Source organism: Halothiobacillus sp. DCM-1 (assembly GCF_045689735.1).
Lineage (GTDB): Bacteria > Pseudomonadota > Gammaproteobacteria > Halothiobacillales > Halothiobacillaceae > Halothiobacillus.
In genome coordinates this window covers 1,728,010-1,748,666 of the sequence record NZ_CP142685.1, presented here as the reverse complement: position 1 = coordinate 1,748,666, position 20,657 = coordinate 1,728,010, and the positions used below count along the sequence as shown (strand labels likewise).

At 57.1% G+C, this 20,657-nt stretch carries 20 protein-coding genes and 1 tRNA gene; 15 read left to right on the top strand and 6 right to left on the bottom strand.

The genetic code is table 11. The annotated features are described in order from the left end of the window. Positions 1-27: 27 nt before the first annotated feature. Complete coding sequence (locus VOI35_RS08145; protein WP_407275563.1) at positions 28-519, top strand: hypothetical protein; 492 nt, start codon at positions 28-30, stop codon at positions 517-519. Here the strand turns inward: VOI35_RS08145 and VOI35_RS08140 are convergent. After that, a complete protein-coding gene (locus VOI35_RS08140) occupies positions 500-1,513 on the bottom strand; it encodes a mitochondrial fission ELM1 family protein (RefSeq protein ID WP_407275562.1) in 1,014 nt (337 codons plus the stop codon). The two genes, VOI35_RS08145 and VOI35_RS08140, sit on opposite strands and share 20 nt — an antisense overlap. Continuing rightward, positions 1,510-2,184, bottom strand: coding sequence for a 2OG-Fe(II) oxygenase (locus VOI35_RS08135; RefSeq protein ID WP_407275561.1), 675 nt, complete (start codon positions 2,182-2,184; stop codon positions 1,510-1,512). The genes VOI35_RS08140 and VOI35_RS08135 overlap by 4 nt, the downstream gene beginning before the upstream one ends. A 93-nt stretch (positions 2,185-2,277) precedes the next feature. Here VOI35_RS08135 and VOI35_RS08130 point away from each other — a divergent pair, with 93 nt between their 5' ends. After that, positions 2,278-3,432: a glycosyltransferase family 4 protein gene (locus VOI35_RS08130; protein ID WP_407275560.1), complete on the top strand. Its 1,155-nt coding sequence runs from the start codon at positions 2,278-2,280 to the stop codon at positions 3,430-3,432. On the opposite strand, the gene VOI35_RS08125 is transcribed toward VOI35_RS08130, so the two are convergent. Further along, the gene (locus tag VOI35_RS08125; RefSeq protein WP_407275559.1) at positions 3,420-4,421 is read right to left on the bottom strand and encodes a glycosyltransferase; all 1,002 of its coding nucleotides are present in this window, start codon (positions 4,419-4,421) and stop codon (positions 3,420-3,422) included. The two genes, VOI35_RS08130 and VOI35_RS08125, sit on opposite strands and share 13 nt — an antisense overlap. A gap of 74 nt (positions 4,422-4,495) precedes the next feature. Between VOI35_RS08125 and VOI35_RS08120 the strand changes: the two genes are divergently transcribed. From VOI35_RS08120 to VOI35_RS08090, 7 genes are all read left to right on the top strand, one after another. Further along, the gene (locus VOI35_RS08120; protein WP_407275558.1) at positions 4,496-5,146 is read left to right on the top strand and encodes a 2OG-Fe(II) oxygenase; all 651 of its coding nucleotides are present in this window, start codon (positions 4,496-4,498) and stop codon (positions 5,144-5,146) included. Between the two features lie 4 nt (positions 5,147-5,150). Beyond that, positions 5,151-5,909 (top strand): polysaccharide deacetylase family protein, encoded by a 759-nt coding sequence (locus VOI35_RS08115; protein WP_407275557.1) that lies wholly within the window; start codon positions 5,151-5,153, stop codon positions 5,907-5,909. Continuing rightward, a complete protein-coding gene (locus VOI35_RS08110; RefSeq protein ID WP_407275556.1) occupies positions 5,906-6,733 on the top strand; it encodes a glycosyltransferase family 2 protein in 828 nt (275 codons plus the stop codon). The genes VOI35_RS08115 and VOI35_RS08110 overlap by 4 nt, the downstream gene beginning before the upstream one ends. Then, a complete protein-coding gene (locus VOI35_RS08105; protein ID WP_407275555.1) occupies positions 6,730-8,010 on the top strand; it encodes an O-antigen ligase family protein in 1,281 nt (426 codons plus the stop codon). The genes VOI35_RS08110 and VOI35_RS08105 overlap by 4 nt, the downstream gene beginning before the upstream one ends. Positions 8,011-8,020: 10 nt before the next feature. Further along, positions 8,021-9,106, top strand: a complete 1,086-nt coding sequence (locus VOI35_RS08100) for a glycosyltransferase (protein WP_407275554.1) — start codon at positions 8,021-8,023, stop codon at positions 9,104-9,106. Between the two features lie 436 nt (positions 9,107-9,542). After that, the gene (locus tag VOI35_RS08095; RefSeq protein ID WP_407275553.1) at positions 9,543-10,487 is read left to right on the top strand and encodes a glycosyltransferase family 2 protein; all 945 of its coding nucleotides are present in this window, start codon (positions 9,543-9,545) and stop codon (positions 10,485-10,487) included. 62 nt (positions 10,488-10,549) lie between these two features. After that, entirely contained in the window at positions 10,550-12,385 is a 1,836-nt protein-coding gene (locus VOI35_RS08090) for a hypothetical protein (protein WP_407275552.1), read from the top strand. 40 nt (positions 12,386-12,425) lie between these two features. Here VOI35_RS08090 and VOI35_RS08085 read toward each other — a convergent pair whose 3' ends face one another. Then, positions 12,426-13,313 (bottom strand): lysophospholipid acyltransferase family protein, encoded by an 888-nt coding sequence (locus tag VOI35_RS08085; RefSeq protein ID WP_407275551.1) that lies wholly within the window; start codon positions 13,311-13,313, stop codon positions 12,426-12,428. 30 nt (positions 13,314-13,343) lie between these two features. Between VOI35_RS08085 and VOI35_RS08080 the strand changes: the two genes are divergently transcribed. The 4 genes from VOI35_RS08080 (at position 13,344) to VOI35_RS08065 (ending at position 16,733) form a co-directional block, all read left to right on the top strand. Then, a complete protein-coding gene (locus VOI35_RS08080; RefSeq protein ID WP_407275550.1) occupies positions 13,344-14,630 on the top strand; it encodes a 3-deoxy-D-manno-octulosonic acid transferase in 1,287 nt (428 codons plus the stop codon). Next, on the top strand, positions 14,630-15,562 hold the full coding sequence (locus tag VOI35_RS08075) for an ATP-binding cassette domain-containing protein (RefSeq protein ID WP_407275549.1): 933 nt from the start codon (positions 14,630-14,632) through the stop codon (positions 15,560-15,562). Before VOI35_RS08080 ends, VOI35_RS08075 begins: the two co-directional genes overlap by 1 nt. Beyond that, positions 15,559-16,347 carry an ABC transporter permease gene (locus VOI35_RS08070; protein WP_407275548.1) on the top strand — a complete coding sequence of 263 codons (789 nt, stop codon included), beginning with the start codon at positions 15,559-15,561 and terminating at the stop codon, positions 16,345-16,347. Before VOI35_RS08075 ends, VOI35_RS08070 begins: the two co-directional genes overlap by 4 nt. 188 nt (positions 16,348-16,535) lie before the next feature. Further along, positions 16,536-16,733 (top strand): hypothetical protein, encoded by a 198-nt coding sequence (locus VOI35_RS08065; protein WP_407275547.1) that lies wholly within the window; start codon positions 16,536-16,538, stop codon positions 16,731-16,733. Positions 16,734-16,903: 170 nt separating this feature from the next. Here the strand turns inward: VOI35_RS08065 and VOI35_RS08060 are convergent. Together VOI35_RS08060 and icd are read right to left on the bottom strand one after the other, a co-directional pair. After that, a tRNA-Arg gene (locus VOI35_RS08060) sits at positions 16,904-16,979 on the bottom strand. Positions 16,980-17,018: 39 nt separating this feature from the next. Next, positions 17,019-18,287 carry an NADP-dependent isocitrate dehydrogenase gene (icd, locus tag VOI35_RS08055; protein ID WP_407275546.1) on the bottom strand — a complete coding sequence of 423 codons (1,269 nt, stop codon included), beginning with the start codon at positions 18,285-18,287 and terminating at the stop codon, positions 17,019-17,021. Positions 18,288-18,491: 204 nt separating this feature from the next. Between icd and groES the strand changes: the two genes are divergently transcribed. Together groES and groL are read left to right on the top strand one after the other, a co-directional pair. Further along, the gene (gene groES, locus VOI35_RS08050) at positions 18,492-18,782 is read left to right on the top strand and encodes a co-chaperone GroES (protein ID WP_407275545.1); all 291 of its coding nucleotides are present in this window, start codon (positions 18,492-18,494) and stop codon (positions 18,780-18,782) included. A 37-nt stretch (positions 18,783-18,819) separates the two neighbouring features. After that, on the top strand, positions 18,820-20,454 hold the full coding sequence (groL, locus tag VOI35_RS08045; RefSeq protein WP_407275544.1) for a chaperonin GroEL: 1,635 nt from the start codon (positions 18,820-18,822) through the stop codon (positions 20,452-20,454). Positions 20,455-20,657: the final 203 nt, after the last annotated feature.

Below are 20,657 nucleotides of genomic sequence, written 5' to 3'. Positions count from 1 at the left end.
GCGTAAACCCTTGGGAGCACAGAGAATATGTCGATGAAGCAGGCGCGCTGGCTGATTGGGTCGTTTATTGTGCTGGCGCTGCTGAGTATCGTTTGGAGCCACCGGCCGGGTACGCTGCAACTCGAAACGCCGGTGGGTGGGGCGTTGTTGCCTGTGTCGGTGCCGACGGATTGTTCGCTCAAAGCTCCGGGCTGTGACTTGAGCCTTGGTGAATTGGGTAGTGTGACGGTGCAGGCGCCCGCCCGCATCGTGCCGCTGCACAAATTCGTGCTGACGGTCACGCCGAGCGCGGAGCTGGCCAAAAACCTTGGTGCGGTGTCGGTCGATTTCCAGATGATCGGCATGGATATGGGGGTGAATAACTACCCGCTGCAACGGGCGGCCGATGGCGCGTATTCGCAAACCATCATCCTACCGGTATGTACCACCACCCGCACCGACTGGGTAGCGCTGCTGATGCTGCACACCCCCCGTGGGGCGTATCTCGCCAAAATCCCATTCAGCGTCGATCCGCGTTGAGTGCGGCACGGTGCGCCGCATAGCGTTCACGCACCAGCGCGGCAATGCGCGGTGTATCGTTGACCGGTTCGTAGTGCCATTGCGCCAACTCGCCGACAAACGGCCGGGTAACACCTTCTTCCTGCATGCGCTGGTGAAATTGCTGCAAGCGGCCGGAATAGTGGTCGAAATCCAGCGTGTAGACGGGCTTGCCGGTCGAGGCGGCCTCAGACACCATCGACACGGAATCGCCCGTGACGATCAGGTAATCCGCGACCCCGAGAATGGCGTGATACGGGTTGGCTCCGTGGTTATCCCACAGCCAGTGACGGGTTCCCGCGAGCGCTGCCCGCAGGGCGGCGAGGTTCGCTTCCCCGGTGCGCCGGGACGCGGTCAGCCATAAATGCGCCTGATGGTGTTCGGCCAGCGCAATCAGAGTTTGGATGAGCTGCTGACTTTTTGCCGGCGTGAGCGTGGCCGTGGCGTTACTGCCGCCGATCAACACACCGATGATCGGCTGCTGGGCAGTGATGCGGGGGAGTTCGGGATGAATGGTGGTCTGCTCGTCGATGGCTTGGGCGATTTTGGCGGGCGTGACATGGTGCAATGCCCCGCGCGTGGGGAACACATTGGGGCCAGACAGGCCGTCGTGCGCGGGCGGGGCGATGAGATCCAGCCGATGCAGCGGAAGTTGCGGGTTCTGGATATGCACTACGAAAGTCTCGCCGCGAGCGGCGCGTTTGACACCGAGCGCGGCGGTGGCACCCAGTCGGCCGCAGGAAATGATCAACTCCGGCCAAGGGGGCGTTAACGCCGCCGAATCGGCGGTGAGTTTCCGGTGCGCACGGGGCACCCAATGACCCGGAAGCCAGCGCCAAGGCTTGGTGAGATTGACCGTTTTCTGCTCGGTTGGCCAGCCGATGTGCTCCGCTAATCCCAGTGCCTGATTGCGCAAGCCGACCGCATCGTGGGTCAGGATCCAGATACGCGGCAGGTTGCCGTTCGTTGCTGTCATGCGCGGGTGATGGGTTCGTTCGGGAAGGCAAGTTCGTGACGGTTGCGCCATTCGTCCGTCACATAATTGATGATGAGCGTGCGGCGAATGCCATTGATTTTGCGGGGTTCAAAGCCGTGCCAGGTGTGATTGGACGGGACAAAAATCATCGCGGTATTGAAGTGCGCTGGCACCCGTTCCGGCGGGGATTCCTTGTCCCGATAAATATCGGTGCCCCAATCTTCGTGCCCCGGATCTTGCGCCATGTAGGCCAACATGGTGAATTTTTTCACGCCCAGATCGGTATGTCGCTCCAGCCAGAAGCCCTGGGTGTCGAGTGCGTATTCGATGCGCAGATTCGTGCCCGTCAAATCCAGATTGCAGCGGCTTTCGATGGCATCGATGACGGCGCGGGATTGCAGGGCGTGCGCCACGGCATGGCAAATCGGCAGGGTAGCGATGGCCTCTTGATCGAAAAATCGCCGTGATTCGTTATGGGTTTCGCGTCGTCCCCGCGTGTCGTCGATCACGGGCGGGGTGAAGGGTAAATCCGTCATGCCACGCGCCACGGCATCGGGAAACACCGAGCCCAAACGCCAGTGGTGATAGGGGGATTCGCGCGACTCGGCTTGCTGGAATGCGCTGATCAAATGCGTGGAAACGGCGGCAAGCAGGGGGGCGTCGTCGGTCATCTCATCCTCGGTGCGCGCGTTGTGCGGGCAATTTTGTGACTCAAACCCGTATCATACGGCGCACGAGAGTAAAACTGGAATGGAAAACGCATCATGTTGTCTGCACCGGCCGTCCCGCCACCGCGTCCGTTGACGGTGATGCAACTCTTGCCCGCCCTGGAGAGTGGGGGCGTAGAGCGTGGCACGCTCGAAATTGCCGAGGCGCTGATTGCTGCGGGGCACCGTGCGCTCGTGGTGTCGGGCGGCGGGCGGCTGGTCGCTGAACTGGAAGCTTTGGGCGCCGAGCATGTGACGCTGCCCATCGGCAGAAAATCCCTGCTCAGCCTGCGGTATATCCCGGTGCTGCGGCGGTTGCTGCAGGAAAATCAGGTGGATGTGCTGCACCTGCGTTCGCGTTTGCCCGCCTGGCTGGGGTATCTCACCTGGCGCAGTCTGCCGGCCGGGCAGCGGCCACATCTGGTGACGACGGTGCATGGCGCATACAGCGTGAATCGCTACAGCGCGATCATGCTGCGCGGCGAGCGGGTGATTGCCGTTTCCGACACGATTGTCGAGTACATTCATCAGAACTATCCGCCGATCGATCCTGCGCGGATCGTGCGGATTCATCGGGGCGTCGATCCCGCGCGCTTTCCCCACGGCTATCAGCCCGATCCGGCCTGGCTGGCCGCGTGGCAGGCGCAATATCCGCAGTTGCAGGGCGCCTGGGTGTTGACCCTGCCGGGGCGGATTACCCGCTGGAAAGGGCAGCTCGATTTCCTGCGCATCGTGGCGGCGCTCAGGCAGCAGGGCATCCCTGTGCAGGGGCTGATCGTCGGCGGGGTTGAGCCGCGCCGTCAGGGTTTCGCGCAGGAAATCGAACAGGAAATCGCCGCGCTGGGCTTGCAGGCTTGCATCACACTGACGGGGCAGCGCAGTGATTTGAAACAGATCATGGCGATCAGCGCGGTGGTCTTGTCGCTTTCGACGGATCCGGAAGCCTTCGGTCGGGTGAGTCTGGAGGCGCTGAGTCTCGGGCGACCGGTGCTGGCCTATGCCCACGGCGGGGTGGGGGAGCAGATGGCAGCCATTTATCCTGCGGGTGCGGTGGCGGTGGGGGATGTGGCGGCGTCCGTGGCGCGTCTGGCCGAGTGGTATGCCGGCGGCGCGCCGCCGGTGCCGACCGCGCAGCCCTTCACTTTAGCGGCGATGCAGGCGCAGACGCTGGCCGTGTATGAGGCGTTGGCAGGTGCGGCTCAAGAAGCATAGACGGCCTCCGTTTTTTCCCGCATCTGCTGCAGGGTGAGTTCGGCACGCGCCTTGGCAAAGGCGGAGGAAAACTGATCGCGGGTAACGGCAAGATCGGTCAACGCTTGTTGCAGCGCTGCGTGCAAGGCGGGGATATTCTCGCGCGGCACCACGGCTTGTTCGGGCAGGAAATCGGCCGCGCCGGGGAAATCGCTCGCTACCACGGGCAACCCGCTGTGCAGCGCCTCGATCAGCGTATAGGGGAACCCCTCGCGTCGCGACGGCATAACCAGCAGATCGGCGGCGGCCAGCCAGGTGGGGATGTCGTCCCGATAGCCGACAAAGTGAATGCGTGGTTGATCGGGATGCGCGGCGGCCTGAGCCCGCAACGCGGACTCTTCCGCGCCGGAACCGATGATCACGAGTTGACCGGGCAGGTTCTGCCAGGCGGCCAGCAGTAAATCGAAGCCTTTGGCCGGAACCAGCCGACCGATGGCGAGGATCAACGGTGCGCCATCGGGGGCGAATTGCTGGCGTAGCGCGTCAACGGCCTCTGCGGCGGCGGGCGGTGGCGGATCGATGCCATTGAGCACGACTCGGCAGTCGGGATGGCGCAGACTGGCGGCGACGGGTGCCGAGACCGCAATCACCCGGTCGAATCCCCGTGCACTGTCCGGATCGTTTTTCAGATTGTGGATCGTGGCCACGCGCAGCGGCGCAGTGGCACCGCAGCGGCGCACCATCGCGGCGGCTTTGTTGGCCTGGGCATGAATCACCTCGGGGCGGATGCGCTGCAATTGGCGGCGCAGCTGCCATAGTGCGAAGAGATTCCAGCGGCTGGCGGTCGGATTGATCGGGATGAGTGTCACGCGCGGATTCAAGCGCGGCGCGAAGGCGGGATCGGCCAGCAGAAAAACCCTGTGCCGTTCGCTTAAAGCGTTCGATAGATCAATCGTATGCCGCTCCAGACCGCCATAGCCGGTGCTGAATAAAATCAGCGCAATGCGCATGTTGAACCCAACCAGAGAACCAATCGCCACATGGTACACTAGCCGCCCTTAAAGCAAGGTTGGGAGTCAGGGTCATGGCCGAGCGTTCGTTGGTGGATTTGGCCGCTTTTGATGCCGCACCGGTAGTGCGCGCGCCGTTCACGCACTTCGTCGTGCCGGGCTTTGTGCCCGATGCGGTGTTGGCCGAGATCGAGCGGGATTTCCCGGATGTGCCCAAACGCGGCAGTTTTCCTATGAGCGCGCTGCGCAGCGGGCCTTCGTTTTCGGCCTTGGTGGACTACCTTGAAAGCCCGGCCGTGGCCGAAAGGTTTTCCGCAAAACTCGGCATCGACCTGACCAATCGCCCGACCACGATGACGATTCGCGGCTATAGCGGCGAACAGGATGGGCGTGTGCATACCGACTCGCGCAGCAAGCTGGTGACGGTTCTGCTGTATCTCAATCGGGGCTGGAAGCCGGAAGATGGCGGGCTCAGGCTGCTCAATTCCGACAACCTAGAAGACTATTTCGATGAAGTTCTGCCCGCCGCCGGCACCTTGCTGGCCTTTATCAACAGCGAAAACGCTTGGCATGGCCATAAGCCGTTTGTCGGGCAGCGGCGCAGCATTCAGCTCAACTGGGTGGTGAGCGAGGCAGCCGTGCGGCGCAGTGAATGGCGGCACAGTCTATCGGCAAAAATCAAACGCTGGTTTGGCGCAACGCCGAAGCCGGTCGAGCCGTATTGAGCGAATGCCTGGATTCGCGGGGTTGCTGGGTGCAGCCGCCAGTGTGCTCGGCCTGTTGTTGCTGGCGCGCTATAACCTGTGGCGCTGGCCGCGTGCGCGCGCATTGCCGCGCATCCTGATGTATCACCGGGTGTTGCCGGCCGTAACGGGGCAAGGTATCACCATGAACCGCAGCCGCTTTGCCTGGCAAATGGATCAACTGGCGCGTCGTGGTGCGCGCTTTGTCACCGTGTCGGAATTGCTGGCGGCGCAGGATCCGCGGCAGATGGTGGCGATTACCTTCGATGATGGCTATGCCGACAACTACCAGTACGCCTGGCCGATTCTGCGGGCGCATGGGGCGCCCGCCACCATTTATCTCGCGCCCGAGATGTCGGGGATCGAACGATTGACGCCCGCGATGATTCGGGAAATGGCGGCGTCGGGCGTTGAATTTGGCGCGCATACGATGACCCACATCCATCTGCCGTCAACGGATGACGCGCAGGCGCTGGCTGAAATTCAGGCATCGAAGGCCGCCGTGGAATCCCTGACCGGCCAGCCTTGCCGCAGTTTTGCCTATCCCTATGGCAAATTCACCGATCGCCATGTGCAGATGGTGCGCGCGGCCGGATTTTCCTCGGCGGTGACCACGAAAAAACAGATCAAGTCAGCGGAGGCACTACGCGCTGCGCCGCTAGAACTCCCGCGCCTGTCGATGGTTGGGCAGATGAACCGCTTCGAATTCTGGCTGACCATCACCCGAGGACGGTACCGCGTATGAATGACATCACTTCCCGCTTGCCGCTGAGTGTCTTTCTGATCACGAAAAACTGTGGGGAATGGCTGGATGCGGTGTTGACTGCGGTACGGGGTGTGGCCGAAATCATCGTGGTGGATTCGGGTTCGACCGATGACACGCTGACGATTGCCCGGCAGCATGGCGCGCGCATCATCACCCAGCCATTCTTGGGCTATGGCCAGCAAAAGCAGGTGGCGCTGGATGCCTGTACCCAACCCTGGGTCTTGAATCTCGACGGGGACGAAGTCCTGGATGACACCCTGCGCACCGCGATGTTTGATCTGGTTCGGGCGGATGACCCGGCAGTGATCGGCGGGGAAGTGAAGTTTCGTGATTGGTTTATCGGCGTTCCGGCCAACAAACGCACCCGCGCGATTACCCGGGTTCGATTGTGGCGTCGTGGCGCCGGCCGGTTTTTGGCGGAGCAGATCGTGCATGAGTCCGTGCAGCTCGACGCAGGGCGGGTGGTGCGGCTCCCCGGCTGGGTCGAGCATTATGGCGTGGAATCCGTTGGCCTGCGGGTGGATAAAATCAACCGCTATTCCAGTTTGCGTGCCGAGCTGGATGCCAATCGGGGCAAGTCACCCTCCGCGCTCAAACTGTTTCTGATCTTCCCGCTGCGGTTCTGGCGCAATTATTTGTTACGACGGGCGTTTCTCGATGGTCGCCGCGGGCTGATTCAGTCCATGGCCAGCGCGTACTATGCCTTCTTGATCGAGGCGAAAAAATTTGAAGCGGCGGAGCGTGCGCGGTTGAAACTCGAATCTTCATCTCAATCCCCTCAGTCTTCCCAAGGTGGCCTATGACTTCTTCGCATTCCTCACCGCGCCCGCTTGATCTCCCCGCGCAATCGTCGGTGTGTGGGCAGAAACTGGCGTTGCTGGCGGTCGTATTGCTGCCGGTGTTCGTTTTGTTCAAACGGGTGCCTGCCGAGATTGCCGTTGGGGTGACCGTGCTCACGGCGCTTTTTATCGCGATTCGCCACCGGGATTTTTCCTGGCTGGCACAGGCTTGGGTGTATGCCGCCGCCGCGCTGTCGATTCTCTTGCTCCTGCTGTCGCCGTTCTCGATCAATCCCGGCAATTCTGCCCTGTCCGCGATTCTGGCCTTCCGCTGGCCGGTGTTTGCCGCTGCGCTGATCTGGTTTTGGTCTCGGCAGCCGCAGTTGCTGGTCTGGTTTGAGCGGGTCATGGTGGGGCTCATCGCCTTCATCGTGCTGGATACTTTTTGGCAATACGCCACCGGTTGGGATGTATTCGGTTACCCGCCGGCCAGTGATATCCGGTTGACCGGGCCCTTCGACAAAATGCTGGTCGGTACTTTCACGGATCGCATCTGGTTTATCGGGCTGGCTGTAGTCTGGTTCGCGCTCCGGCGGAGGAATGCGCTCATGGCGCTGATGGTCATTGCGGCGTTTTCTGCCGTGGGCGCGCTGTTCCTGTTTTTGACCGGAGAGCGCGCGGCCTTGCTGACCTACCTGCTTGGAAGTGGTTTAGTGGTGTTGGGCATCATCATTCATTACCGGCAATGGCGCATGCCGCTGATCGGGCTGATCGCGGTATTCGGCGTGGCGGCTGCCGGGGCGGCGATGACCCAGCAAGACATGGTGAAGCGCAGTTTCGATTCCACGGTGCAAACGATCCGGCATCTGGATGAAACGGTGTATGGCCTGAACTTTATGACGGCTTTTGCCGAGTTCAAGGAGCACCCCTGGACGGGCGTGGGGGCACGGGAATTCAAGGCTTATTGCGATACGCATATGCCCGCCTATTCTGCCCGTTACGATGCGATGGGGTTCCAGGGTGCGGTGATCCACCCACATAACTTCTATACCGGGATGCTGGCGGAAGGCGGGGTTTTCTCCTTCCTGGCGTTGGTGGCAATGGTGGTGTTGCTGTTCGCCCGCTTGATCCGGGATTCATTGCAGCAAGGCAATCCAATGCAGGCGTATTTTGGCAGCGCCGTACTGCTGACAACCTTCTGGCCGTTGCAAAGTACGATGGAATATTTCAATGGCTGGACGGCGGCGGTGATCTGGTTGGGCGTTGCTTGGGCGTTGGCGCGGGCGCGCCTGCCATGCTGATGTGACAGTAATGGCCGGTACCGCGATCGTTCTGCCGCACCGAGAAGCGTTTTCTGCTGACCGTCCGGGGGCGATTGCATTGACGGTGGCGATGCAGCTGGCGGCATCGCCCGACACAGCGAGTGTGTGGGGGGATCCTCTCTCTGCGCCTGTGTTGGTGCCGGCAGTTCATTACTTAGCACTTGATTCGAGACCCGGCTGGCCGTTGCGGCAGAGCTGGCGTTACCGCTGGGCGATTCAGCGCGCGGTTCGCCGTGAGGCGCCCACCCGTCTGGAGATCCACAATCGAGCGCATTTATTCCATGAATTGAGCGCGCAGCCGGTGGGGCTATCGCTTTACCTGCATAACGATCCGCAGTCGATTCGTGGCCTGAAGACGGTAGGAGAACGAGGTCGGGTGTTGGCGCGGGCAGACTATGTGGTGGCGGTCAGTGACTTCATTCGTCAGCGGTTTTGTGCTGGGCTACCTGCGGCGCGTTGTGCCCGCGTCGTCACGGTGCCGAACACCGTGGATTTCACCCGGTTTGAGCCAGCCAGACCCAAGCAACAGGAGATTCTGTTTGTCGGTCGCCTAATCCCCGAAAAGGGCGCATTGCCTCTGATACAGTCGTTGCAGGAGGTGCTACCGGACTTTCCCGAGTGGCGTGCGCGCTTCATCGGCGCCTGGCATTTCGGGCAAACCGCCCCCCGATACCCGCATGAACGGGAATTGCTGGCTCAAGTTCGCCCGTCGCTCAGTGAACGCATCCAGTTTGTGGGGTATCAATCCTATGACCGCGTGACCGAAGCCTTCAATCAAGCAGCAATCGTCGTGGTGCCCTCGTTATGGGATGAACCCTTTGGCCGCACGGCGTTGGAGGGGATGGCGGCCGGTTGCGCCGTGATTGCATCGAATCGGGGCGGATTGCCCGAAGTCCTCAATGAGACGGGTCTGCTCGTCGAGCCGACAGCGCAGGCATTGGCCAGCGCCTTGCGCCGCCTGATGGCTGATGAGACGATGCGGCAGCAACTGGGTGCGCAAGCAGCAATGCGTGCGCGTGCGGTGTTCGAACCGGCGAGTATTCACCAAACCATCCATCGTTTGCGTCAAGGTTAAGGCGTCGGGGCTCATTGAAAAACTTCCTTACCGAGCCATAATTCGCGCATGGCTCCGTGAGTACAACGAGGAAAAACCTAAGACAACACTCTGTGAGTTGACGCCCACCCAATATGCCAAGCAGCCTACTGAAAAAACGATTACATTCGATACTAGACTCCATAGTGAGCCGCTACCAAAAAAATGGGTTAACGGCGTGTGTTAAGCAGAATATTCATTGATATGGGATAATTTGAGTATATGGCGGCGAGAATTAGTCAGATATCGCCCAGGTTGATTCATGCAAAGTGATATAGAAGATTTAAGTTGGGTTTTTCTAGTCAGGATGAGATAGATGATGAGTTGTTTCTTAAGCGTTAAATTTTACAAATAGATGGTATGTGGTAAGGCTGGGTGTATTTTAAATTATATTTAGTTTTATATTAAAGGATGTATAATGTATTCTCCTGAAATTGCGGTATTGTTGCCATGTTATAATGAGGGGGTCGCAATTGAGCAGGTGGTGCGAGATTTTAAAACGGCTTTGCCGAATGCAGCTATTTATGTATATGACAATAACTCAACAGACAATACTGCTGATGTAGCGAGGAGAGCCGGAGCAATAGTCCGCCACGAGCTTCAGCAGGGCAAGGGTAATGTTGTACGGCGAATGTTTAGAGATATTGATGCCGACTACTACATTATGGCAGATGGGGATAATACCTACGACGCATCTCTTGCATCGGTTCTAGTGCAGGAGGCGATGAGTGGTCCCTTTGATCTTGTTAATTGCATCCGAAAAGAGTCCGAAAAACAGGCATATCGTGGCGGGCATCGTTGGGGAAACCATATATTGACCGGAGTTGTGCGTTATATTTTTGGCAATAGGGTTCAGGATATGCTGTCAGGCTACAAGGTATTCTCGCGCCGATTTGTAAAATCTTTTCCCGCTCTCTCAACCGGTTTTGACATTGAGACGGAGTTGACAGTTCATGCGCTTGAATTGTCAATGCCTGTGTCTCACAAGGTGGGGTTGTATCGTGGGCGACCTGATGGATCACAGAGTAAACTGCGTACTTATCGTGATGGCTGGCGGATTCTTATGATGATTGTTAAGCTTGTTCGACACGAACGCCCGTTATGGTTTTTTGGCGCCATTTCAGCGCTGTTGACTGTGTTGGCGGTTTCTATTTCGGCTCCTGTTTTCATTACATTCGCGGATACAGGTCTGGTACCTAGGTTGCCGACTGCCTTGTTGTCTACGGGTATTATGCTCATCGCATCCCTAAGTCTTGTGACGGGAGTAATCCTGGATACGGTGACCCGTGGAAGAAAAGAGTTGAGAATGCTGATTTACTTGCAACACTCCGCTCAGCCCTGTACTAAAGGTTACAGGGGTTGATGTGAGTTGAGTGCTCGTGTTTATTGTCTTTGTGTCATTTTATTTATTTTTGGTTCTTGGTTATGTCTGATTTATTTTTTGAGCGGAAGGCTAATTTTATTTTGGGCTTGCTTGATTCTAGAAGATCTGTGCTTTGGGTGATGATATCTGTCCCGATATTCTTTGGCTTATTATCTGTTTTCTATGGGCAGCCTAGTGGTTGGGATTTTTATAATTATCATGTTTATAATGGTTACGCACTAGCCCATGGTCGATTGAGTTTGGATTTTGCTCCTGCGGGGTTTCAGTCTTACTTTAATCCGGTTTTGGATTATTTTTATTATGTCATGTCGGAAAATTTGCCGCCAAGGGTTGTGGGGTTTTTGATGGGGCTTGCTCCTGCTTTGGTGTTTATTCCTTTATGGCTGACAATTCGATTGGTTGTTTTTAGATCGGGTTTATGGAGATCGAGGCTGTACTCCATAATAACGATTCTTGCTTTGATGGGGGTTTTTTCTGTTAGTTTTATCTCCAGGGCGGGGAGTGTTGATGGTGATTCTATTACTGCCATTTTTCAGATATTGGCTCTTTATTTTATTTTGAAAAATGTTGTTGGCTTTGGAGAGGATTCGGTTAATCCGACTTTATGGGCTATTGTCGCAGGTGTGGTCTCCGGTCTTGGTACGGGGCTAAAATTAACGGGAACGCCCGCAAGTCTTGCGCTATGTATTGGCTTGTTATTTATTGGAAGGCAGGGGTGGGGGCGTCTTAGATTTCCCTTTTTGTTTGGTGTCGGTGTTATTTTAGGGATTTCAATGACAGGAGGGTTTTGGTTTTTTCAAATGTACCAACATTTTGGGAATCCCTTGTTCCCTCAGCTTGGCTATTTTTTTTCTAATAATTTGTCATCCCCGGTTGGTGTGATTGACAAGAGATTTATACCTACTGGGTTTGTGGATTTTCTTATTCGGCCATTTGATTTTTTGTTTAATCCTGGTAGGCTCGATGGTGCTGCTTGGCCTCAGGTGACTTGGCCAATCTTGTATATTGTCTTTATTGTATTTTTGATAAAAAAAATGAAGGGTGTAGATAGCTCTACACGAAAGCTTGGTGTAAGCTCGATCTTTGTTCTTTTGTATACTTTGTTTGGATTTGTATTTTGGTTGCTTTTGTTTGGGATATATCGTTACCAAATATATTTTTACTTGACGGCGCCTTTGGCTTTGTTGATATTCATTCGGCAGCTTGTTGATGAACTGGACTCCGTACGATATTTGGTTGTTATTGCTTTATTTTCTATTTTTTTTGCCCTTGTTCTTGGTGCGAAGTCATATGAAGGGGAGCCTTGGTCTGATAAATACATCCAAGCAAGTCCCTCAGATGCGTTTACTGTTCCAGTTGGTTCTGTGGTGTTGTTTGTCGGGCAGCCTATTGGTTGGATTGCTCCATTCTTCCCGCAAGCCGTTTCATTGATTGGTATTGATAATAATTTTCCAAAGTCGGATGGGTATGTGGAAAGGGTGCGGCAACTGGTTGCTAAAAATAACCTTACTTATGCGGTTTTTGAGTTGCCGGTAAATAATAGGCTTTCGGTTGTGGTTCGGGCTAATGCCATTTTGAATACACTTAAAATTAATCGCAGCATGATGGGCTGTGATTTCATCCAATGGCTCTTGAAGCATTCACATATGCATGCATCATTTCGTCAGTTAGATGGGAGTTCTGATGGAATGCAGTGCGAACTAAGTGTTCCTGAAGAAGATAAAAAGGAATTTGAACAAGAAACTTCCGATGCCTGGAAGCGGGCGAGATCTGCTTTGGCAGCATACGGATATGACTTGAGTGGCGCTCAATGTGATATTAAGCAAGCTTATGTTGGACGAAGACCATTTACATTTGAACTGTGCCAATTAAATTGAGATAGCCGAGATTATTTTTTCTCAATAGGTTTCTTGGCGGCTATTGCTCCTGCGGCATGTGATTTTTATACCGCCGATGCCCCCAGAGATAGGCACTCGGTTCCGCGCGGATTTCGTCTTCGAGGATGTGTATCAGTCGAGCCGTATCGGCGGCGTCATCACCGCTGGGGAGATTGCTCAGCGGCGGGTGGATGATCATCGTGTATTTTCCGCCTTCGCGACGCACGAAGTAGGGCAACACGACGGCGCGACCCATGCGGGCGAGCACGGGGACGGCGGTATTGGTGGTGCAGTTCACACCGAAAAACGGCAACCAGGCACTGGTTTTGCCGTGGTAGCTTTGGTCGGCGGCGGTCCAGAGAATGCCCCCCTCGCGGAGCAGGCGAATCATGGCGCGGGTGTTCTCGCGGTCGATCATCCCGGCCAGATGCCGTCGCCGCCCCGCGTTGATGAGTTCATCGATGAGGGGGTTGTCGTTCGGGCGATAAACCGCGTGCACCGGCCAGCGCCGCGCGGCCAGATACACACTTAGTTCGCCCTGTGAGAAATGTCCCGCATTGAGGATGACGCCCCGGCCTTGTGCCCGGGCCGCGTCGATATGTTCGCCCCCGATGATCTCGTGCGCGGGCGGCGGTTCGGTCTCTCCATACCAGCCCCAGATGGATTCCAGCGCATCCGCCCCAAGGCGTGCAAAATGGGCGCGGATGACGGCATCGCGCCAGGCGGCATCCTGCTCGGGGAAGGCGAGGCTCAGGTTTTGCGCCATAATCCGCCGACGCTTGCCGACGAATCGTTTGGCCAGTGCGCCGAGCGCGGCTCCCCAACGCAGTCGGGCGCTCTGCGGCAGGAGCGCCAGCAGGCGCAGAACCGCCTGCAGCAGTTTCAGGATCAAGCGTTGGGAGCGGTTGAGTGCGGTGGTTGGGGACATGGGGCGGGATTTTAACAGGCAGGAGGTCGGGTGACGCGCTCAGTGTATGGTCTATTGCTCGGGATCCTGTTTCCCTGGCTTCTGCTGGATTCGCTGCGGCGGTTCTGGCGGGCACCGGCACCGCATCGCTGCGGGTTGGCGCAGTTTGGTCGGTTGCCAGCGAATCTGCCGACGGAGGCGATTTGGCTGCATGCGGTATCGTTGGGTGAGGTGCGCGCCGCCTCCTCCTTGGTCGCGGCGTTGCGGTCGCGCTGGCCAGAGATCCCGATTGTGATCAGCACGACGACGGAGACGGGTGCGGGCGCAGCGCGGGCGCTGGGGGTGCCACATTTTTACGCGCCGTTTGATTACGCCTTCGCGATCCGGCGGGTGATGCGACGCCTGCGGCCGCGTCTGTTACTGGTGATGGAAACCGAGCTGTGGCCGAATCTCTTGGCGACCCTGGCCGATCATTCCGTGCCGGTGATCATCGTCAATGCCCGGCTGTCACCCAAGTCCTTTTCACGATATCGGCGCTGGGGTGGGGCGTTGTTGGCGCAGACGCTGGCGCGGATCTCATTGATTTGTGCCCAGTCCGCCGAAGATGCGGCCCGTTTTTTGGCCTTGTCCACCCCCGGTTCGGTTGAGGTGCGGGATTGCGGCAATCTGAAATATGACCACCATCCGGAGGCGGTATCGTCTTGGCAGAAGCCGCCCCATCGGCCGGTTTGGCTGGCCGCGAGTACGCATCCGGGGGAAGAGGCGATTGTGTTGGCGGCGCATCGGCAGCTGCTGGCGTTGAAGCCGGATGCCCTGCTGGTGTTGGTGCCGCGTCATCCGGAGCGCGCGCCCTCGGTGCTGATTCAGGCAAGATCGGCCGGTTTTTCCGCTGAATCCGGTGGGTTGGATCAGCCGCCCGATGCCGTCTCTGTGTGGATCATCGGCCAAACGGGGGTGCTGATGCCGTTATTTGCGGGGATCGAGACTATTTTTATGGGGGGCTCGCTGGCGGGCAATCGGGGGGGGCATAACCCGATCGAGCCAGGCGTGCTGCGGCGGGCGGTCATCAGTGGTCGCGGCGTGCAGAATTTTTCGGTGGTGTACGCGGGGCTCGATGCGGCCGATGCCGTAGTCTGGGTCGAGGATGCGACGACGCTGGCGGCTGCGGTGCAGGCGAGCTGGAGCGCTCCGGAATCCGCCCGGATGCGGGGTGATCGGGCATACGCGGTCGTTAGCGCACAACGGGGCGCCACGGCCAAGATCGTGCAGCAGATCGAGAAGTGGTTGCCTGCGGTCGAAAATTCGCCGGTTAATCCGCCAAGCAAGGAGTCATGTTGATGCCGAAAAACCCTGTCGTGACGCCGCCGGTCATCGAAGCACGGCAATTGTGCAAGCGATTCGGCGCCCTGCGTGCCGTGGATGAGATCAGTTTTTCGATTGCGCCGGGGCAGTGTTTTGGCTTTTTAGGCCCCAATGGCGCCGGGAAAACCACCACGCTGAGCATGTTGATGGGGCTAGCCTCGTTCGATGGTGGTTCGCTCCAGGTGCTTGGACAGACCATGCCACAGGCGGCGCGCGAGGTGCGGGCGCGGGTGGGGCTCGTGCCGCAGGCTGATAATCTCGACCCGGATTTCACGGTGCGGGAAAACCTGTTCATGTACGCGCGGTTTTTCGGATTGAAACGACGGGCGGTGGCCGATCGGGTCGAGGCATTGCTGGCCTTCGCCGAACTCACGGCCAAGGCCGAGGCCAAGGTGGAGACACTCAGTGGCGGCATGAAGCGCCGGCTGACGATTGCGCGGGCGCTCGTCAACGACCCTGAACTGGTGATTTTGGATGAGCCGACCACCGGGCTTGATCCGCAGGTGCGCCACTTGATCTGGTCACGGCTGGCTGAGCTGCGTTCGCGCGGCGTATCGCTGATTCTTACCACGCACTACATGGAAGAAGCCGAGCGCCTGTGTGATCGGTTGGTGATCATGGATCAAGGGCGAATTCTTGATGAAGGCACGCCGACCGAGTTGATCCACCGGCATGTGGAAAGCGATGTTATCGAACTGCGGGGTCGGGTGAGCGAGGCGCTCTACACCACGTTGCGTTCCATGTGCGCGCATATCGAGCGCCAAGGGCTGGCGGTGTATGTCTACACCCATGCGGCGGCGCCGATTCTGGAGTTTCTGGGGGATGCCGAACAACTGACCGTCACCCACCGTCGAGCCGGACTCGAAGATGTTTTTTTACGCTTGACCGGCCGAGGATTGCGCGAATGAATCGATCCATCTGGCAGCGCCCGCGGTTTCGCCGAGCGGCGTTCGCGCTCGTGCAGCGCAATTTTTTGGTTTGGCGCAAGCTCATCGGGCCGGCCATCGTGCTGAATTTCGGCGAGCCGCTGATCTATCTTTTGGGGTTGGGACTGGGGCTCGGCATGCTGATCGGCCCGGTGGATGGACTGCCTTATCTGGCGTTTTTGGCCTCGGGCATGGTTGCCTCCTCGACGATGACCACGGTCAGCTTCGAGGGCATGTATTCCGTGTTTACCCGCATGGTGCCGCAAAAAACCTGGGATGCCATGCGCGCGACGCCGATGGATCTGGACGACATCGTGCTGGGCGAAACCCTGTGGGCGGCTTCCAAGGGGCTGCTTACGGCGGCTATGATCTTGCTGGTCGCGGCCTTGCTGGGCGCCGTTCCGGGCGGCTGGCTGGCCTTGTGGGTTTTGCCGATTGCCTTTCTGCTGGGCTTGAGTTTTGCCGGCCCCGCCATTGCGATGACCGCGCTCGCCGGTAGCTACGATTTTTTTAACTACTACTTCGTGCTGGTCGTGACCCCGATGTTTATGTTCAGCGGCGTGTTTTTCCCGATTGACCAATTGCCGACAGGATTCCAGACCCTGGTGCAATTCCTCCCACTCACCCATGCAGTCGCCCTGATTCGACCCTTGATGGTGGGTGCGCCGATGACCGAAATTGGCTTGCATCTGGCCGTACTGATCGGCTTTGGGTTCGTGAGCTTCTACTTCGCGCTCGCGATGGTGCGGCGTCGGCTATGGGTGTGAGCCTGTTGGGAATGCGCTGGACGGCTGGATGCGGCTGCTGAAATGTTGCAAATTTGCAAATTCTAGGTATTGATTTTTTTATCTATTTGATTTTTATATAGAAAAATTAAGACCCGCCAAGTGTTCAATTGCAATAATTAGCGATATTATGTAGTTGCCTTTGAACAAAGTAAGCGAGGAAATTGAAGATGAGCAACAAATCAATTCAGTGGGTGATTGCCGCCTGTGTCGCCGGTGCCATGGCGTTTGGTTCAGCCGCAATGGCCGCCGAACCTGCGGTTAAACACCACGCGGCTGCGCATAAAGTGGTGAAGAAAAAGCATCATGCTGCCCCGAAAAAGCATCATGTCGCCCCGAAAAAACACCACGCAGCTCCGAAAAAATAAGGCAAACGCTGCATAATCCGGGCACCTGCCGGATTGTGCGGTTTACCGCTTAAACCCGCCTCGGCGGGTTTTTTTATTGGCTTCACGGCTACATTTGCATTGCAACGACTGGCGCAAAATGCCTGTACTGGCAGGTATACCGCCAAGTCTTTTCGTGAAGTGGCTTTGATTGGCGCCCAAGGCAGGAATCGAACCTGCGACCCTTCGCTTAGGAGGCGAATGCTCTATCCACTGAGCTACAAGGGCAAAATTGGGGGCGCGGGTGTGCCCCCTTAAGAGCGTTGGTTAGTTCATATGGCGAATGATTTCATCACCGAAGGCATCGCTGCCGATTTGTGTGGCATCGGGCATGAGCCGGGCAAAGTCGCCCGTCACTTTTTTGCCCAGAATGGCACCTTCCACGCCTTTGAGGACGAGGTCCGCCGCTTCAAACCATCCCATATGGCGCAGCATCATTTCAGCGGAAAGGATGAGCGAGGCAGGGTTGGCGAGATTTTTCCCGGCAATATCGGGCGCGGTGCCGTGGGTCGCCTCAAACATGGCAACGCTGTCGGAGAGATTGGCGCCCGGCGCGATGCCAATGCCGCCGACCTGTGCGGCCAGTGCGTCGGAGATGTAATCGCCGTTCAGATTCAAGGTGGCGATGACATCGTACTCTTCCGGTTTGAGGAGAATCTGCTGCAGGAAGGCGTCGGCAATGCTGTCTTTGATGGTTATGGTTTTTCCTGTTTTTGGATTTCGGCATTGATACCAGCCCCCGCCGATTTCCGTCGCGCCGAATTCCTTTTTGATGAGCTCGTATCCCCAGTTTTTGAAGCCACCTTCGGTGAACTTCATGATATTGCCCTTGTGAACCAAGGTTAGGGATGGGCGGTCGTTATCAATCACATATTCCATGGCTTTGCGAACCAGTCGCTCGGTGCCTTCGCGGGAGACGGGCTTGATGCCGATGCCGGAGGATTCAGGAAAACGAATTTTGGTCACGCCCATGTCGTGTTGCAAAAATTCGATGACCTTTTTCGCTTCGGGTGTGCCGGCCGCCCATTCGATACCGGCGTAAATATCTTCAGAATTCTCCCGGAAAATCACCATATCGGTTTTTTCCGGCTGTTTGAGTGGGCTGGGCGTGCCCGCAAAGTAACGCACGGGGCGCAGGCAGACATACAGATCCAATTGTTGTCGCAGAGCGACATTCAAGGAGCGGATGCCGCCCCCCACGGGGGTGGTGAGCGGCCCTTTGATGGAGACGACATAGTCACGCACCGCCGTCATGGTGTCTTGGGGCAGGCCGCTTTTATCCTCGGCATACACCGCTGCCGCTTTCTCGCCGGCAAACACCTCCATCCAGGCGATTTTTCGCTGCGCGCCATAGGCTTTTTGAACAGCGGCATCGATGACTTTGTGCATTACTGGGGTGATATCCACCCCAATGCCGTCGCCTTCGATGAAAGGGATGATGGGATGGTTCGGTACGGTCAGGCTGCCGTCGGGGTTAGCGATAATGCGTTCACCTGTGGGCACTTGGATATGGCTCGAAAAGCTGGGTTGCGACATGGGATGGCTCCTATCAAAATGCCGACGGTACGGCGTCTGGCTCAGTATATCGCGAAGCTTGGCCGTGACAGTGGATCGGTTTGGAGGAGTTTTGATGCACCCAGCACTTGAATTTTTCCGAGTTGCCCTCAATAAGGGAATTCGCTATCGGGGCGCCTGCCAAGGCGCATGATTCTCAACCTGCATTGATATGGAGTGATCTCTATGAAAATTCGTCCCCTGCATGACCGTGTGTTGATCAAGCGCGTTGAAGAAGAGCGCAAAACTGCGTTCGGGATTGTTCTGCCGGACTCCGCGACCGAAAAGCCCAACCGGGGTGAAGTGGTTGCGGCCGGCCCGGGCAAAAGCAATGAAAAGGGCGAAGTGCGCCCGATGGGTGTCAAGGTGGGTGATCATGTGTTGTTCAACCAATACGCGGGCACCAAGGTCAAAGTGAACGACGAGGAACTGCTGATGATGGGCGAGGATGATTTGCTTGCCGTCATTGAAGCGTAATTTTCACCCGATTTTTTGTTTTTGGAGGATGTAATCAATGGCTGCTAAAGAAGTTCGTTTTTCCAGTGCCGCGCGGGATCGCATGCTGCGTGGTGTGAATGTGTTGGCCGATGCCGTGAAGGTGACGCTGGGGCCGAAAGGGCGGAATGTCGTGATCGAAAAAAGTTTCGGTGCGCCGCATGTGACCAAAGATGGTGTGTCTGTTGCCCGTGAAATCGAGCTTGAAGACAAATTCGAAAATATGGGCGCGCAGATGGTGAAGGAAGTGACTTCCCAAACCGCCGACATCGCGGGCGATGGCACCACCACCGCGACCGTGCTGGCCGCCGCGATTGTGCGTGAAGGGCTTAAGGCCGTAGCCGCTGGCATGAATCCGATGGATCTCAAACGCGGGATCGACAAAGCGGTCACGGCGGCAGTGGAAGAATTGAAGAAAATCTCCAAGCCCTGCTCAGACAACAAAGAAATCGCCCAAGTCGCAACCATTTCCGCAAACTCGGATGAGTCCATCGGCAAAATCATCGCCGAGGCCATGGCCAAAGTCGGTAAAGATGGCGTCATCACCGTAGAAGAAGGTTCCGGCTTCGAGAATGAACTGGATGTGGTCGAAGGGATGCAGTTCGATCGCGGCTATCTTTCGCCCTATTTCGTCAACAACCAAAAGACCATGTCGGCCGAACTGGAAGACCCCTTCATCCTGCTGCACGACAAAAAAATCAGCAACATCCGTGAATTGCTGCCTGCGCTCGAAGGGGCGGCCAAGGCAGGCAAGCCGCTGCTGATCATCGCAGAAGACATTGAAGGCGAAGCACTGGCGACGCTGGTGATCAATGTCATGCGCGGCATCGTCAAGGTCGCTGCGGTTAAAGCCCCGGGCTTTGGTGACCGTCGTAAAGCGATGTTGCAAGACATCGCCATCCTGACCGGCGGCCAAGTCATTTCAGATGAGGTGGGCTTGAGCCTGGAAAAAGTCACGCTCGACGACATGGGGCGTGCCAAACGCATCGTGGTCAGCAAAGAAAACACCACCATTATTGGTGGCTTGGGCGGCAAAGAAGACATTGAAGGCCGCGTGACCCAGATCCGTGCCCAATTGGAAACCACGACTTCCGACTACGACAAAGAGAAGCTGCAAGAGCGCATTGCCAAACTGGCGGGCGGTGTGGCAGTCATCAAAGTTGGTGCCGCGACCGAAGTCGAAATGAAAGAGAAGAAAGATCGCGTAGACGACGCGTTGCATGCCACGCGCGCAGCGGTTGAAGAGGGGATTGTCCCTGGTGGTGGGGTCGCGCTGATTCGCGCACTCGAAGCCATCCGTGGGCTGACTGGAGCCAACTCTGATCAAAACATGGGTATCAACATTGCCCTGCGCGCAATGGAAGACCCGCTGCGTCAAATCGTCGCCAACTGTGGTGAAGAGCCTTCCGTCGTGGTCAACCAGGTTCGTGCGGGCAAGGGCAACTATGGCTATGATGCAGCCAATGGCACCTTTGGTGACATGGTTGAAATGGGGATTCTGGATCCGACGAAGGTCACCCGTTCCGCGTTGCAAAATGCGGGCTCCGTCGCCGGGTTGATGATTACCACCGAGTGCATGATTGCCGAATTGCCGAAAGCAGATGCGCCGGCAGTCCCGGCCGGTGGCATGGGCGGCATGGACGGCATGATGTAAAGGGGATCTTACGGCACCCGGCTGGGTGCCTGGTCAGGTAAGGGCTCGCTTCGGCGAGCCTTTTTAATGTCTGTTTTAGCAGGCCGTTGAAAAACCCTTTCAACGGCCTGCTAAGGCAAGCCATGGATGGCTTGCACGAAAATCAATCATGTTAAGTGATTGATATTCTGAGGCCGTCGCGGGCTTGCGCCAGCTTCGCGTTA

Excerpts from the sequence above, each read along its gene's own strand:
- VOI35_RS08145 (WP_407275563.1), top strand. The coding sequence starts at position 28 with ATGTCGATGAAGCAGGCGCGCTGGCTGATTGGGTCGTTTATTGTGCTG.
- VOI35_RS08140 (WP_407275562.1), bottom strand. The coding sequence starts at position 1,513 with ATGACAGCAACGAACGGCAACCTGCCGCGTATCTGGATCCTGACCCAC.
- VOI35_RS08135 (WP_407275561.1), bottom strand. The coding sequence starts at position 2,184 with ATGACCGACGACGCCCCCCTGCTTGCCGCCGTTTCCACGCATTTGATC.
- VOI35_RS08130 (WP_407275560.1), top strand. The coding sequence starts at position 2,278 with ATGTTGTCTGCACCGGCCGTCCCGCCACCGCGTCCGTTGACGGTGATG.
- VOI35_RS08125 (WP_407275559.1), bottom strand. The coding sequence starts at position 4,421 with ATGCGCATTGCGCTGATTTTATTCAGCACCGGCTATGGCGGTCTGGAG.
- VOI35_RS08120 (WP_407275558.1), top strand. The coding sequence starts at position 4,496 with ATGGCCGAGCGTTCGTTGGTGGATTTGGCCGCTTTTGATGCCGCACCG.
- VOI35_RS08115 (WP_407275557.1), top strand. The coding sequence starts at position 5,151 with ATGCCTGGATTCGCGGGGTTGCTGGGTGCAGCCGCCAGTGTGCTCGGC.
- VOI35_RS08110 (WP_407275556.1), top strand. The coding sequence starts at position 5,906 with ATGAATGACATCACTTCCCGCTTGCCGCTGAGTGTCTTTCTGATCACG.
- VOI35_RS08105 (WP_407275555.1), top strand. The coding sequence starts at position 6,730 with ATGACTTCTTCGCATTCCTCACCGCGCCCGCTTGATCTCCCCGCGCAA.
- VOI35_RS08100 (WP_407275554.1), top strand. The coding sequence starts at position 8,021 with ATGGCCGGTACCGCGATCGTTCTGCCGCACCGAGAAGCGTTTTCTGCT.
- VOI35_RS08095 (WP_407275553.1), top strand. The coding sequence starts at position 9,543 with ATGTATTCTCCTGAAATTGCGGTATTGTTGCCATGTTATAATGAGGGG.
- VOI35_RS08090 (WP_407275552.1), top strand. The coding sequence starts at position 10,550 with ATGTCTGATTTATTTTTTGAGCGGAAGGCTAATTTTATTTTGGGCTTG.
- VOI35_RS08085 (WP_407275551.1), bottom strand. The coding sequence starts at position 13,313 with ATGTCCCCAACCACCGCACTCAACCGCTCCCAACGCTTGATCCTGAAA.
- VOI35_RS08075 (WP_407275549.1), top strand. The coding sequence starts at position 14,630 with ATGCCGAAAAACCCTGTCGTGACGCCGCCGGTCATCGAAGCACGGCAA.
- VOI35_RS08070 (WP_407275548.1), top strand. The coding sequence starts at position 15,559 with ATGAATCGATCCATCTGGCAGCGCCCGCGGTTTCGCCGAGCGGCGTTC.
- VOI35_RS08065 (WP_407275547.1), top strand. The coding sequence starts at position 16,536 with ATGAGCAACAAATCAATTCAGTGGGTGATTGCCGCCTGTGTCGCCGGT.
- icd (WP_407275546.1), bottom strand. The coding sequence starts at position 18,287 with ATGTCGCAACCCAGCTTTTCGAGCCATATCCAAGTGCCCACAGGTGAA.
- groES (WP_407275545.1), top strand. The coding sequence starts at position 18,492 with ATGAAAATTCGTCCCCTGCATGACCGTGTGTTGATCAAGCGCGTTGAA.
- groL (WP_407275544.1), top strand. The coding sequence starts at position 18,820 with ATGGCTGCTAAAGAAGTTCGTTTTTCCAGTGCCGCGCGGGATCGCATG.